Here is a 12,747-nt window from a genome sequence, read left to right as displayed (position 1 = left end):
ATACAACTGCCAGTCCAGCGGACAGGACGCGGTGTCGGTCGCGGCGTGGACACTGACCGCAACCTGACAGTTCGCCCGCTCGCCCAGTGCTCCGCAGTACTGGCGGGCCACCCCCACCGACACGGTGCCGCACTTGGGAAACGACACACCGTCGACCACCCGCACCTCGGGCCGGACCGTCTCGCACAGCCGCTCGGCGATCCGCCGCCGCACCGGCAGCGGATCCCACGGCGACTGGTTCACGAACTGCTGCAGGGCCTGCATGTTCCCGTCCGGCAACCGCTCGCATCGGCTGGATCGACTTGCGCCGGCCCTCCAGCATCAGACCCCGCAGATAACACGCACCCCACCGCCGCTGATCCCGCCGCGGCACCGAGGCGAACACATCGGCAACGAACTCCGATAACTCACCCCGGAGCCGTTCCACCTCCCCCAGCCTCACACCGGAAAAGATGCCCACCACCAGGGCAAGATCACTCAACGTAACGAAGCACTACTAGGCGGCTTCCTTCGGGTCACCTGGCTGACCAGATGAAGATGGCGGCGAGGTGGAGTCCGGCGAGGTAGATAGTGTCGGTCTTGTCGTAGCGGGTGGCTGGCCAGGCCAGGCCACTGCTTGAGCTTGTTGATGCAGCGCTCGCGGGTGTTCTGCTGCTCGTAGGCCTCGCGGTCGAAGGCCGGCGTCCTGCCGCCACGCCTGCCCAGGCGTTTGCGGTTGGCGGCCTGGTCCGCAGGCTGCGGGATCACCGCCCGGATCCCGCGCCGCCGCAGATGACGGCGGATCGCCCAGGACGAATAGGCCTTGTCAGCCAGGACCACGTCCGGCGTGACCCTGGGGCGGCCAATCCGCCGGGGCATTCGTGAACGGGCCATGACCTGGGTGAACGCTGGTGCGTCACCGGCCTGACCAGGCGTGAGAACGAACGCCAAGGGCCCGCAGCGAGCATCGGCGGCGAGGTGGATCTTGGTGATCAGTCCGCCGGGGGAGCGTCCGAGGGCATGGTCGTGCGGCTCGCCAGCCGGGGCCCCTTTGGACGGGCCCGGCGGCGTGCTGGTGGGCACGGACGATGGTGGAGTTGACCGAGACGACCCCGTCGAGGTCGCCTTCGGCGTCGGCCTGCGCAAGCAGAGCGGTGAAGACCTTCTCCCACGCGCCGTCGGCAGCCCACTTCCGCAGCCGGTTGTGGGCGCTCTTCCACGACCCGAAGTACTCGGGCTGGTCCACCCACGGCGTCCCGGTCTGGTACTTGAACGCGATCGCGTCGATCACCTGCCGATGATCACGCCACCGCCCACCTGCCGATGTGGCTGACGGTTGCGGAATGAGCTGGACGTGGGGTGCGACGTCACTTCTGCTCGTAAGAGCAGTCACAGGACTTCATCCCAGACGTCGCCGCCGTCAGCCCAGGTCCACAGCCATTTCCGTAGTGAGGCGGTCGCATGGCGGAGGCCGTCGTGAGGGCCTTCCCCGAAGGTGTGGCCGTCGGCGTCGTAGAGAAGCACTGGGTTGTCGACTGCGCTCAATGAGACATGCCATTCCATCGTGCAGCCGCCGTAGGTGAGGAAGAGCCACGATGGTGGCATGCCCTCTGACAGGTTGCGTTCGTGGACGCTGGCCGCACATGGCCAGTCGCGCAAGTGCCCTGGAAGCCGGTTGCCGTCAGTCAGGGAGGCAAGCCCGCCATCGGGTCCGAATCCTCCGTTGGCGACCTCGGTGTAGAGGCGCCGAAGCAGTTCGGGAAGATGGCGTCCGATTCTCCGCTCTGCCTTCTCGACATCTGACAGGGAGATCGGAGGGAACAGCGGCCCGCGAGGAGCGTCGGCGTGGTAATCGGTCACCTCCTCGGTCTTGGCCTTGAGCTGAACCGTCCCATCACTGCCATACGAAACTATGTCGTCTCGTATCCGCTCCAACCGGGGCTTGCCGTAACGCTCGACGATCCACGCGACAGGGACGTCCGCGCGGTCGAATCGCAGGCCCGGATCCCATGCGCGAGCCTGCAGAGATTTGATCAACGCGTCGTCGTCCGCCTCTGGCCTGGTCTCCGGGCTGGGCTCATGGCGGAGTGGCGCAGGTACGCCGTGAGGAGAAGAGGGCACGCGTCAGGAGCCTACTGCTGCGCTTCGACTGCCCTCAAAAGCTGTCGGAGGCAGATGATTCCGCAGGCGAGTTCGAGCAGGCCCTGATGGAGGTCGGCGCGTCGCTCGTAGCGGGTGCGGAGTCGTTTGAACTGGTGAGCCAGGCGAAGGTGCGCTCGACCACCCAGCGGACCTTGCCCAGTCCGGAGCCGTGGGCGACACGGCGTCGGGGGATCACGGGTTTGATGCCACGCTTGCACAGCAGGCGGTGGTACTTGTCGAAGTCGTAGCCCCGGTCCGCGTACAGTCGCCGAGGCTTGCGATGGGGGCGTCCCGGCAGACCCCGGATGGATAGGACCGCGTCCAACAAGGGCAGGAGCTGGATGACATCGCGCCGGTTGCCGCCGGTGAGCGTGACGGCGAGCGAGGTTCCATGCCGGTCGACGACCATGTGGTGCTTGAAGCCGGGGCGGGCCCGGTCGACCCCTATGCCCTGGGCGGCACGCTGCTGCTGGCTTTCGCCGACCGCTGGCCCCCGCGCACCCTCCTGATCGGCTACGAGGTGCTGCGTGCCGTGGTCAGCGCGGTGCCCGCCGCCGGTCTGCTGCCGGTACCGGCCATGTTGGCGCTCGTGTTCGTCGCGGGTCTGCCCACCGCCGTCGCCTCCGCTTCGCGCACCGCACTTCTGCCCGACCTGTTGGACGGCGACTGCTACGTGCTCGGCCGTGCCGTGTTCTCCATGGCGGCCGGCGGCACGCAGGTGCTCGGCTTCGCCGCCGGCGGCATGCTCATCGCCGCCGCCGGCGCGCCAGGCGCACTCTGGATAACCGCAGCAACCTGCCTGGCCTCGGCAGCCCTGCTGCAACTGCGCCTGGCCGACCACCCGCCCCGCCGCACCGGCGGTTCGGCTGGCATCAGCGAAACCTGGCAGGTGAACCGAGCACTGCTGCGCCGGCCCGCGGTCCGGGCGCTGCTGCTGGCGCAATGGCTCTCACCGGCGCTGATGGTCGGCGCCGAGGGCGTGCTGGTCCCCTACGCGGCGCAGGTCGGCGCGCCTGACACGGCCGGTCTGTTGTTCGCAGCGGTAGCCGCCGGAATGTTCGCGGGCAACCTGATCGTCAGCCGCCTGGTGCGCCCAGCGGGGTGCGAGCGGCTGGCGAACCTCCTCGCGCTCGCGCTCGGACTGCCGCTGCTGGGTTTCGCGCTGCACCCCGCACCGGGAAACGCCACCGTCCTGCTGGCCGTGTCCGGTTTCGGCGTCGCCTACCAGCTCGCACTGGCCCACAGGTTTCTCGACGCGGTGCCCGAGACGCAGCGCGGTCAGGCATTCGGTCTGCTGCTGACCGGCACGATGACGCTGCAGGGCCTGGCCGCCGCAGCCGGAGGCGCGCTGGGCGAAGTCGCGGCCCCCGGGCTGATCGTCACACTGGCTGGCGCGGCCTCGGCCATCGCCGCTCTGATGTCCTGGCGAACGCTCTCGCCCACCCGGCGCCCCTGACAAAACAAGCCCCTGCGGGGATGAGCAACTCAGAGGTCGATCGTGCCTGGGGATTTTCAAGGAGCCTCAACACCGCCAGGTCACACCGACCCCGTGCCCCGGCGCGCAATCCGCAGCAGGCGCTTGCCTTCGTCGTCATCGATCTCGCGGACGCGTACTCGTTTTGCCACCTGCACCTGATCGCGCCTGACACGCCGTCATGCGGAGACCTCAGGTGGTGCGTAGTGATGCAAGTAGTTACGCAACTGCGGTTCGAGCTGGGACATGTCGCCGCCGTTGACCGCATGCCAAACACGGCTCTCGATCCAGAAGCGATGGGCGAACTCCTCGAACGTCGGCGCACACCAGAGGATCGCGGCCGTCTGCTCCTCCTCGTCATCGAGGTCGCTCTCTGTCTCCTCCCCGTTACGCTGAGCCTCGTACTCGTAGTCAAGGTGGGAGTGCACCACGAACGCCTCGCCGGAGGAGCGAAGGTAGAGGTACCAGATGACGCAGTCCTGCTGATCCCGCAGGAATCGCACGAGGAAGGAACCAGGCTCGACCGGACTGGGCAGTGGTTGCGAGATGTCGGTCCAGCAGCCAGTCACCGAGACGTCGTCCAGCGAGCCGTACAGATTCGCGCTGGTCTGGAAAGTAAGGAAGTCCTGCGGCAGAGACAGGCTCCTGGCCGCCAGATCCTCCGCCAAGGCGTTGAGCTTCGCGACCTGCTCAGGGTCGAGGCTTCGGGTGCCACCGAGCCACTGGAAAGTGCCTGTGAACTGGCTGGAGTCGAGCGGCGGCAGGCTCTCGTACGGGTAGCGCTCATAGGTGTAACGGCAGGCGCGGTACTCGCCGAGGTCGGTGGCGCACCATGCGGCGTCGAAGCCGACCGAGGACAGCACGGACCCGGATCGTTCATCAGGCATCGGAACCCAGTTGATCACTGCGAGCGGAGTTGTCGGCGCCAGCTTGGCAGCCGACATCGACAACTCCTACAACGAGTGGGCCCGACCCGGCTCCCCAGAGCCGGGTCGGGGTGAACGTTGCCTGATGGCACTAGTCAAGGTCGTCGGCATGGCAGCGCACTCTTCTCCTCTGCTCGTAACCAAGTCATCGAAGCAGGCTGGCTCAAGGGAGCCGAGACGAACGGCCACATCAGGCACCACGTAATTGACCCCAAGCGCATCGATGAGGACGTCGTCATACCCCTTCGCAGCGCTACATGACGTCCGGTAGATCGCACTTCATTGACGTGGCGTACATGAGGTGCGGTCTAAGGGACGTCCTTCTTGCCCCCCGGGCAGGGGACGCCCGCCGCGGGTCGGCCCCGTCAGAGAGCGGGAAGGAGCAAGGAGGAGCAGCGCCCTGGGAAGGATGGACGACCGGCTCGGAGGCCTCTGCGCCCCGGAGCGCTGTCGCTTCGGCCCCTGTCGGGGGGCTCGGAGACGGTTAATCGTTCCTTTTGACGCGCGGCACCGCTGGCTAGAGCTGGCGGGCCCGGCAGGGATCACCGCGCTACGGGCATCGAGAGGGGTACTGCCCCGGTGGTGCGGAGCACTTTCAGACTCGGGACTCGGCAGGGACCAGTCCCTGCGGGCAGTTTTCGTTTTCTTCGCAGGTCAGAGCATGTGTAAGCACTGATCCAGGGACTGAAGGGACTGAAGCCTCTTATATATGAGGTGTCTGGGTGCATGTGTTGTTCGCGCGCCCGCGCGCAGGAGAAAACGCGTGTGCTTGGTTGATAATGAAGAAGTTCGGTCCCTTCAGTCCCTCATTCCTGAGATGGAGGCGTCTGACCTGCGTTTTTCTCGCAGGGACCGAACTGGGGAGAGACCCTCCCCCCTGTGGCTACGACCCCTGCCCCCTGGTGACGCCCAGGTAACGAGAAGTCTGGATGATTCAGTCCTGAGTCCGAGTCCCTTCAGACCCTCCAGATGCCATCAATTCGGGCATTTACGATGACTCGGTGACTCCTGGGAGGGGCCCAAGGGACTAAAGGGACCGAAGACTCGATACTGCGGCGCGCCGTGGAAGCTTCCACCCGACAGCCATCCAAGGTCCTACACTCTGTTCCGAAGTAGAGTCCCTTGAGTCCCTGAGGCTCTGTCACTCAGCGGGTGACCTGTGTCTTTACGCAGGGACTGAAGGCCCACGACGAGATGGTGAGAAGGACATCCTGTGCCGCGCCCTGGCGAGCTCCACACCCCTGTACTCCACAGACCGGTGCAGCCCTACGCCGTGGCCCGCTGGTGTGCCGAGCAGGGCTGGCCCGTCCATCCTCTGGCGCCGGGCCGGAAGACGCCGGCGGCGAACTGCCCCGCCTGCAGGGACCGAAGCCATTCTCCGAGTGCCTGCCCCTGCCTGCCCGCCGGCAGGCCCTGTCATGGCTTCCACTCGGCCACAACCGACCCTGAACGCATCAGCACCTGGTGGGAAGCCCAGCCCTCGGCGGGCGTTGGGATTGCCTGTGGCCCGGCCAACCTGGTAGTCATCGACGTCGACGCTCATTCCGCCCCTGTCCCGGACCGGGGCCGCCTCCTGCCGGGCATCACGATCCCGGAAGCCGTGAACCTGACCGGGCTCGCCTCCGGGTTCGACACGCTTGCCCTGCTCGCTGCCTACCGCAAACAGCCCGACCCGACCCAGGACGAGGAAACCCTGCGCGTGCGCACTCCCTCAGGAGGCCTGCATATCTGGTACTCCTACCCCCACCCGCAGCGGCGTCTGAAGTGCTCCACCGGCTCCAGCACCAAAACCGCACTCGCCTGGCAGGTCGACATCAGGGCGCATGGCGGATACATCGTCGCCCCCGGTACCCGCACGACGGACGGCTCGTACCAGGCTCTGAGCAGTACCCGCCTTCCCGCCCCCCTGCCTGTCTGGCTGGAGAACGAGCTGATCCGCACCGGTCACGTCATCGAACCCCCAGCCCCCATACCACCCAAGGCCGTTCCCCGGGCGCGCCTGAGCCGCGGCAAGGCTCACCGGATACTAGAGCCTTTGATTGACGCGGTGTCCTCCTGCGCGGCGGCACCCGAAGGCACCGGGTTCACCGAGAAGCTCAACCGGGCCGCTTACACAGCTGGAGGCCTGACCGCTGCCGGCCACCTCGACGAGGCAACGGTCCGCGAGCAGCTGCTGCGAGCCGCTGACACCGCCCGTCCCGCGCAGCACGCCCGTAACGCGCGGATCATCGACAGCGGCATCGCAGCAGGGGCCACCCGCCCGTTCCACCCTGAAGGACGTCCATGAGCAGCGCCGGCACACCGCCTTTCGATGCACAGGCCGCCGCTCAGCAGATGCTCGACCTCGAAGCGGCCTCCCAGAGCAACCGGCTGCTCCCCGCACAGAACCATGCTGATCTGGCCGGCTCCGCAGCCCCGGTGGCACCGGATGCCCGTCAGGGCGGTCTGATGCCGCCGGACCTGTCCGACCGCGGCAACGCCCGGCTGTTCATCCGGCTCTACCGCGACCAGTTCCGTCATGCCGAGGGCCTGGGCTGGTTCGTGTGGGACGGCTACCGCTGGAAGCGCACCGGCGGCGAGAAGGCAGCCCTGTGGGCTGCCGGAGAGATGGCAGAAAACCTCGCCATCACCGACCCCGACGGCTTCTACAGCAACCGCGAACTCGTCCACCACCGCCGCAGGACCCTGTCCACCAGCGGCATGCAGGCCATGCTCAAGCAGGCCAAGGCCTCACCCGACCTCTCCGTCGAACCGGACGTGCTGGACGGAGACCCCTACGCCCTGTGCACCCCGGCCGGCGTCGTGGACCTGAAGACGGGCCAGCTGCGCAAGCCCGACCCGCTGCGGGACTTCCACTCCCGTGCCACCACGGTCGCCCCGCAACCGATGGCCACCCCGCGCTGGGACCGCTTCCTGGCCGACACCTTCGGCGAGGATGCCGAGGGCCAGGAAATGATCAGCTTCCTGCACCTGCTCCTCGGCTACTCCATCACCGGCGACGTCGGCGCCCAGGTGCTGCCTTTCCTGCACGGTGAGGGCAAGAACGGCAAGAGCGTCCTGCTCGACACCATGATCCAGATCCTTGGTGACTACGCCGACGCGGCCCCGCCCGGCTTCCTGATGGACCGCGGCTCCTACAACGAGCACTCCACCGAACTGACCGAGCTGCACGGCCGCCGGCTGGTGGTGTGCAGCGAACTGAAGCCCAACGACAAGTTCGACGAAGCCCGCGTCCGTCTCCTCACTGGCGGAGACAAGATCAAAGCCCGCCGGATGCGGCAGGACTACTTCTCCTTCAGCCCCACCCACCACCTGTGGCTGCTGGGCAACCACAGGCCCGAGGTCTCCACCGGCGGATTCGCCTTCTGGCGCCGGATCCGCCTCATCCCCTTCACCCGCACGGTCCCCGCCGAGCGGCGCATCGACAACCTCGCCTTCGAACTCGTCCGCGACGAAGGCGAGGGCATCCTGCAGTGGCTCATCGAGGGCGCCCGCCGCTACTTGACCACCCGCGACCCCCTCGAAGGCCCCGACCGCGTCCGGATGGCGACCACCGCATACGCCACCACCGAGGACCACATCGGCCGCTTCCTCACCGAATGCTGCACCCGCAACCCCGAAGCGGCCGGGGAACTCCGTGTCGAGCAGGGCCTGCTCTACAGCGAGTACACCGCCTGGTGCCACTCCGGCGAAGGCATCCGCCCCGCCACCGCACGCGCCTTCGCCACCCGCGTCCGCCAGGACCTCGGTCTGAACTCACCCTCCGACATGATCAAATCCAACGGCCGCAAGTACTACCCCGGCCTCGCCCTGGCGAGTGACGCATGACCCACCACCACCGCCGCAACAAGCCCTGCCCGCCGTCCCGAGCCCGAACTACTATGAAACGCCGGTCCCGACCGACCGAACCGGCACCCCGCTCCACCGCCACGCGGCGCAGCGAGCACCACACCACACAGGCACAACAGGCCCCCCGCCCCGCGGGCCGGCCAGTGAAGGAGGGGCTGCAGCCATGAGCTCGCTGTTGGACGCAAGCGAGATCACCCACGAGCAGGAGGTGGTGTGGCTGGAAGACCCCTCACAGCTCGACTACGTCCGCCAGGCCGTCGACAAGACAAAACGCCGCGGCACCAAGCCCCCCTACGCCCGCGACGGACGCATGGTCGGCTACGCCGTCCTCGACGACGAAGCCGAACCCGACCCCGACTCCGGCCTGTACCGCAGGCGAGTTTTCTTCCTCCTCCCGCACGACCGTGACAGCCAACCGCAAGGCCCCTACTCAGTCGGCGCACCAGGAGAAGCCGTCGATCCTCGTACCGTGGCACCGAGAAGCCCCGGCGCGAAGACCGACCGCTCCCAAGGCCGGACCCAAGCCATAGCATCGGCTGCCTCGTAGGCGACCAGCTGGCGGCCACTGTCCTGTGGCGGTGGTCCAGCCCGTGTGCGCGCAGGGCCGGGGATCGCGATGGACCTCCTCGGCCGGACGCTGCAGTGACAGCCGGGCGGTCTGCAGGTCGTCGGCTGCTGGGCTCCAGGCGCTCGTGGGAAGAGGGCTCGCACGCGGTCCCTCAGGCGACGGAGGCCATGAAGTCCAGCATCCGGCGGTTGATCTCTTCCGCGTGGTCGATCTGCGGTCCGTGGCCGGTACCGGAGATGATCTCGGCCCGGGCGCCCGGTATCACGCGCGGCAACCGCTCTACTTGCCGCTGGGGGTGCACGAGGAGGCTTCGCTTGCCGAGCACCAGGTAGAGCGGGGTTCGGATGGTGGACAGTTCGTCGTCGGACAGGGGCAGGGGGGCTGGGCGGCGGATGCGGTAGGCGCGGACGGCCGTCCTGATCATCGTGCGCAACTCCGGCACGACGAGGACCGGCTGTTCCAGCCAGGCCGCGAGGCGTGGGCGCACGGCCTTGGGCGCGGAGGTCGCGAAGAGGCTGATGAAGATCCAGACGAAAAAGCGCAGCCCCACCTTTTCCAGGCCGCCGGGATCGAGGAGCGTGACCGAGGCGAGGCGGTCGGGCCTGCGGTGCGCCTGGTTCAAGGCGAGCCAGCCGCCGTAGGAGGTGCCGACGAGGTGGACGCGGTCGAGGCCGAGTCCGGTGAGTGTCTCCTCGAGCCACTGAGCGGCGTGTTCGGGCTGGTGGAGAGGGGCGCGCTGGACGCTGCGTCCCGGGTCGCCGGGGGTGTCGAGGGCGTAGACGGGGCGGTCCGCGCTGAGGTCGGGGGTGTTCGGGTACCACATGGCGGAGCAGGAGCCCGCTCCGTGGACCAGGACGATGGGGGTGCGGGACTGGGCCGCCGGGTCGGCGGGACCGTAGCGGTACACGTGGGTGGTGCCGAAGGAGGTCTCCACGTCCTGTTCCGCGAGAGCGGGTGCTCCCAGTGCGTAGACCGCGTCGCAGGCCGCGAAGTAGCGGTCACGCCAGGCGTCGCTCACGTAGCGGCCGACGTCGGCCGGGGTCCGGGCAGTGGTCTTAGGCACGGTCACCTCCACAGGGGACAGTTTGTGATACGAACGTACCATGATGTTGGTACGGATGTATCATCAAAGAAGTTCGGTGGAGGCCGTACCGGCGGGAACGAGAAGCGGGGAGTGGACGGATGCCCAAGCGCGTGGACCACGCAGAACGGCGCACCGAGATCGCTGAGGCGCTCGTCCGGGTCGCCGGGCGACGCGGGCTACATGCCGTGGGGATGCGCGATGTGGCAGCGGAGGCGGGCGTGTCATTGCGGCTGGTGCAGTACTACTTCGAAACGAAGGAGAAGCTGCTGCTCTTCGGGCTGGAGCATCTGGCGGCGAGATTGGGGGATCGGGTCGCCGCCCGCGTCCGGGCTGCCGGTGACAACCCGGGCCCGCGTGCGATGGTTGAGGCGCTGCTGATGGCGGCCCTGCCGGCCGACGATGAAAGCCGCACGTTCCACCACCTATACACCTCGTACGCCGTTCTGTCCGTGAACGACCGGGCTCTCGCTGCCCAGCCCTTCATCAAGAACCCCAATGCCGCCGAAGACGCTGTGACCGAAACCCTCCGGCGGGCGCAAGAGGTGGATCTACTCGAACCCGGTTTGGACGCGCGGTTGGAGGCAGTCAGCCTGCTTGCCATGTCTGCGGGGCTCGGCACCAGCATTCTCGTCGGCCAGCGCAGCCCGGAGTCCGCCGCCGCTGTCCTGCAGCATCACCTCGACCGGATCTTCCGCGCTCATGGGGGCGCCGCGTCAACGCAGAAGGCTCCAGAGTGATCACTTGCTCTCGTGGCGGGAGCCGGGGTCTGTCCTGTACGGCGCTGGCCTTTTCTGGTGCTGGGGGGCACGGGCATGTTCGACTCTGGGTCGCTTCGGTCGCTTCGGTCGCTGGCTGGGTCGGCGTGTAGCGACTGAACGGCAGCGACCCAGTGTTTTCTCGGTCGCTGGCCGACAAGTGGGTGAAACTGCAGGTCAGGCGAGGTTCCGGTGGTATGTAGCGACTGAAGCGACCGAACTTCCGGGTATATGAAGACATTCATGTGTGCGCGTGTGCGTTATATATAGAGAGCTTCAGTCGCTTCAGTCGCTGTTTGAGGTAACGCTACGGCGCTGACCTGCGGTTTCTCCGGTCGGGAGGGTGCAGCGACCGAAGCGGTCCGGTCGCTGCACCACCAGTTCAGTCGCTCTGCGGTCGTCGCTCTGAGGCCTTCCTGGGGCCCTGTCGATACAGGCGTTACGGCAGTTCCGCATGTGCTCCACACCGCCCCAGCTCGCATTCGCTAGTCTGTGTCCGTCATTGAGTCGCTTCGGTCGCTGGTAAGGGGGTGCAGATGCCTGCTGAGCTGCACTTTTCTGCCAGCGACTCAACGATGACCAGCCCTGAGTCCTCAGTCGCTGGCAGCTCGCTGGCCACCGCCAGCTGGTGCGCCCGCCGCGGCTGGCCCGTCCACCCGCTGGCCCCCGGTCTGAAGACCCCGGCGGCGAACTGCAGCGACTGCCGCACAACCCCACACGCCCCTGCCGACTGCCCATGCATCCCGGCCGGACGCTGGTGCCACGGCTTCCACGCCGCCACCCTCAACCAGAACCGCATCCAGCGGTGGTGGAGCGCCCGACCGAACTTCGGCATCGGAGTCGCCTGCGGCCCCGCAGGCCTGATCGTCATCGACATCGACGCACACCCCGCCCAGCCGCCGACCCGCAACCGAATCCTCCCGGGCATCCCGATCAGCGACAGCGTCGACCTCACCGGTCTCGCCAACGGCTTCCACACCATCGCCGTCCTCGCTGCACTCCGCGGCCAGCCCAGTCCCGCCGCCGACGAGAACACCCTGCGCGTGCGCACCCCATCCGGCGGTCTCCACGTCTGGTACCGGGCCGGCGAACGCCGCTGGCTTTCCTCCGTCGGCTCCAGCCCCGCCCGAGCTCTCGCCTGGCAAGTCGACATCCGCGCCCACGGCAGCTACATCATCGCGCCCGGCACCACCACAAGCCGCGGCTCGTACACACCCATCGGCACCACCCGCGAGCCTGCCGCCCTGCCCCTGTGGCTGGCCCAAGAACTCGAGCGCACCGGGCACCTACCCGCCCCCAGCATCCCGGCACCACGCCCCGTACCCCCACGCGCACACCAGGCCGTCCTCGCCGCAGGCGGTGGCCGCGACCACGCCCAGCACACCCTTGCCACGATCCTCGCCCCGGTCGAGGCCTGCGGCCAAGTACCGGAAGGCGCCGGCTTCTCCGACACCCTCAACCGCGCCGCCTACACCATCGGCGGCCTCATCGCCGCCGACCGCCTCCACCAGGCGGACGCCGAGCAGGCACTGCACGAGGCCGCTCTCGCCGCCCGACCCGGCCAGGAGCGCCGCATTCAGCAGATCATCCGCAGCGGCCTTGCCGCCGGCCTCAAACGGCCCTTGCACACCAGCGGGAGGCGTCCGTGACCTCTCCGGGACCTGAGACCCTCTTCGAGTTCGACCCAGAAGCCGTCGCCGCACAGATCCGGGCACAAGGCACCGCCGCCGTCCCCGCCCAGACCGACGGCGAACGCACCCCTGCCGGCGAGGCGACCACACACGGTCTGCTGCCCGACACCCTCTCCGACCGCGGCAACGCCAAGCTGTTCGTCAAGCTGTACGCCAACGACTATCGGCACGTGCCCAACATCGGCTGGTACCGGTGGGACACCACCCGCTGGCAGATCGACGAAGACGACACCGTTCTGTGGGCGGCAGGAGACCTCGCCGAGAACCTCGCCACCCACG

The 12,747-nt window shown here is 67.8% G+C and carries 9 protein-coding genes and 4 pseudogenes; 7 read left to right on the top strand and 6 right to left on the bottom strand.

Annotated elements, in window-relative coordinates; all coding sequences use genetic code 11:
• The 4 genes and pseudogenes from CCN42_RS08145 to CCN42_RS08130 form a co-directional block, all read right to left on the bottom strand.
• A pseudogene (locus CCN42_RS08145) lies at positions 1-442 on the bottom strand (IS701 family transposase); the annotation flags it as partial.
• Between the two features lie 73 nt (positions 443-515).
• Positions 516-1,372: pseudogene (locus CCN42_RS43700) on the bottom strand (IS5 family transposase).
• Positions 1,369-2,016, bottom strand: coding sequence for an SMI1/KNR4 family protein (locus CCN42_RS08135; protein ID WP_086734134.1), 648 nt, complete (start codon positions 2,014-2,016; stop codon positions 1,369-1,371). Before CCN42_RS08135 ends, CCN42_RS43700 begins: the two are co-directional and overlap by 4 nt.
• 95 nt (positions 2,017-2,111) lie before the next feature.
• A pseudogene (locus tag CCN42_RS08130) lies at positions 2,112-2,617 on the bottom strand (IS5 family transposase); the annotation flags it as partial.
• Between CCN42_RS08130 and CCN42_RS08125 the strand changes: the two are divergent.
• The gene (locus CCN42_RS08125) at positions 2,513-3,577 is read left to right on the top strand and encodes an MFS transporter (protein WP_086734132.1); all 1,065 of its coding nucleotides are present in this window, start codon (positions 2,513-2,515) and stop codon (positions 3,575-3,577) included. The pseudogene CCN42_RS08130 and the gene CCN42_RS08125 sit on opposite strands and share 105 nt — an antisense overlap.
• 197 nt (positions 3,578-3,774) lie before the next feature.
• Here CCN42_RS08125 and CCN42_RS08115 read toward each other — a convergent pair whose 3' ends face one another.
• The gene (locus CCN42_RS08115) at positions 3,775-4,539 is read right to left on the bottom strand and encodes a hypothetical protein (RefSeq protein WP_245877198.1); all 765 of its coding nucleotides are present in this window, start codon (positions 4,537-4,539) and stop codon (positions 3,775-3,777) included.
• Positions 4,540-5,794: 1,255 nt separating this feature from the next.
• On the opposite strand from CCN42_RS08115, the gene CCN42_RS08110 reads away from it, so the two are divergent.
• From CCN42_RS08110 to CCN42_RS08100, 3 genes are all read left to right on the top strand, one after another.
• On the top strand, positions 5,795-6,808 hold the full coding sequence (locus tag CCN42_RS08110; protein ID WP_086734139.1) for a bifunctional DNA primase/polymerase: 1,014 nt from the start codon (positions 5,795-5,797) through the stop codon (positions 6,806-6,808).
• Positions 6,805-8,349, top strand: coding sequence for a DNA primase family protein (locus CCN42_RS08105; protein WP_086734130.1), 1,545 nt, complete (start codon positions 6,805-6,807; stop codon positions 8,347-8,349). Before CCN42_RS08110 ends, CCN42_RS08105 begins: the two co-directional genes overlap by 4 nt.
• Positions 8,350-8,533: 184 nt before the next feature.
• Entirely contained in the window at positions 8,534-8,917 is a 384-nt protein-coding gene (locus CCN42_RS08100) for a DUF6009 family protein (protein WP_086734128.1), read from the top strand.
• A gap of 172 nt (positions 8,918-9,089) precedes the next feature.
• Here the strand turns inward: CCN42_RS08100 and CCN42_RS08095 are convergent, their stop codons facing one another.
• Positions 9,090-10,001, bottom strand: a complete 912-nt coding sequence (locus CCN42_RS08095; RefSeq protein WP_245877197.1) for an alpha/beta fold hydrolase — start codon at positions 9,999-10,001, stop codon at positions 9,090-9,092.
• 119 nt (positions 10,002-10,120) lie between these two features.
• Here CCN42_RS08095 and CCN42_RS08090 point away from each other — a divergent pair, with 119 nt between their 5' ends.
• The 3 genes and pseudogenes from CCN42_RS08090 to CCN42_RS08080 all read left to right on the top strand — a co-directional run.
• On the top strand, positions 10,121-10,759 hold the full coding sequence (locus CCN42_RS08090) for a TetR/AcrR family transcriptional regulator (RefSeq protein WP_086734126.1): 639 nt from the start codon (positions 10,121-10,123) through the stop codon (positions 10,757-10,759).
• A 593-nt stretch (positions 10,760-11,352) separates the two neighbouring features.
• The gene (locus CCN42_RS08085; RefSeq protein WP_245877196.1) at positions 11,353-12,426 is read left to right on the top strand and encodes a bifunctional DNA primase/polymerase; all 1,074 of its coding nucleotides are present in this window, start codon (positions 11,353-11,355) and stop codon (positions 12,424-12,426) included.
• Positions 12,423-12,747, top strand: a pseudogene (locus CCN42_RS08080) (DNA primase); the annotation flags it as partial. The gene CCN42_RS08085 and the pseudogene CCN42_RS08080, both read left to right, overlap by 4 nt.

It is taken from the genome of Streptomyces glaucescens, from assembly GCF_002154375.1.
Lineage (GTDB): Bacteria > Actinomycetota > Actinomycetes > Streptomycetales > Streptomycetaceae > Streptomyces > Streptomyces glaucescens.
Note: the sequence above shows the minus strand (reverse complement) of the source record. Positions and strands in the feature narration are given on the sequence as shown.

Excerpts from the sequence above, each read along its gene's own strand:
- CCN42_RS08125 (WP_086734132.1), top strand. The coding sequence starts at position 2,513 with ATGCCGGTCGACGACCATGTGGTGCTTGAAGCCGGGGCGGGCCCGGTC.
- CCN42_RS08115 (WP_245877198.1), bottom strand. The coding sequence starts at position 4,539 with ATGTCGGCTGCCAAGCTGGCGCCGACAACTCCGCTCGCAGTGATCAAC.
- CCN42_RS08105 (WP_086734130.1), top strand. The coding sequence starts at position 6,805 with ATGAGCAGCGCCGGCACACCGCCTTTCGATGCACAGGCCGCCGCTCAG.
- CCN42_RS08100 (WP_086734128.1), top strand. The coding sequence starts at position 8,534 with ATGAGCTCGCTGTTGGACGCAAGCGAGATCACCCACGAGCAGGAGGTG.
- CCN42_RS08090 (WP_086734126.1), top strand. The coding sequence starts at position 10,121 with ATGCCCAAGCGCGTGGACCACGCAGAACGGCGCACCGAGATCGCTGAG.
- CCN42_RS08085 (WP_245877196.1), top strand. The coding sequence starts at position 11,353 with ATGACCAGCCCTGAGTCCTCAGTCGCTGGCAGCTCGCTGGCCACCGCC.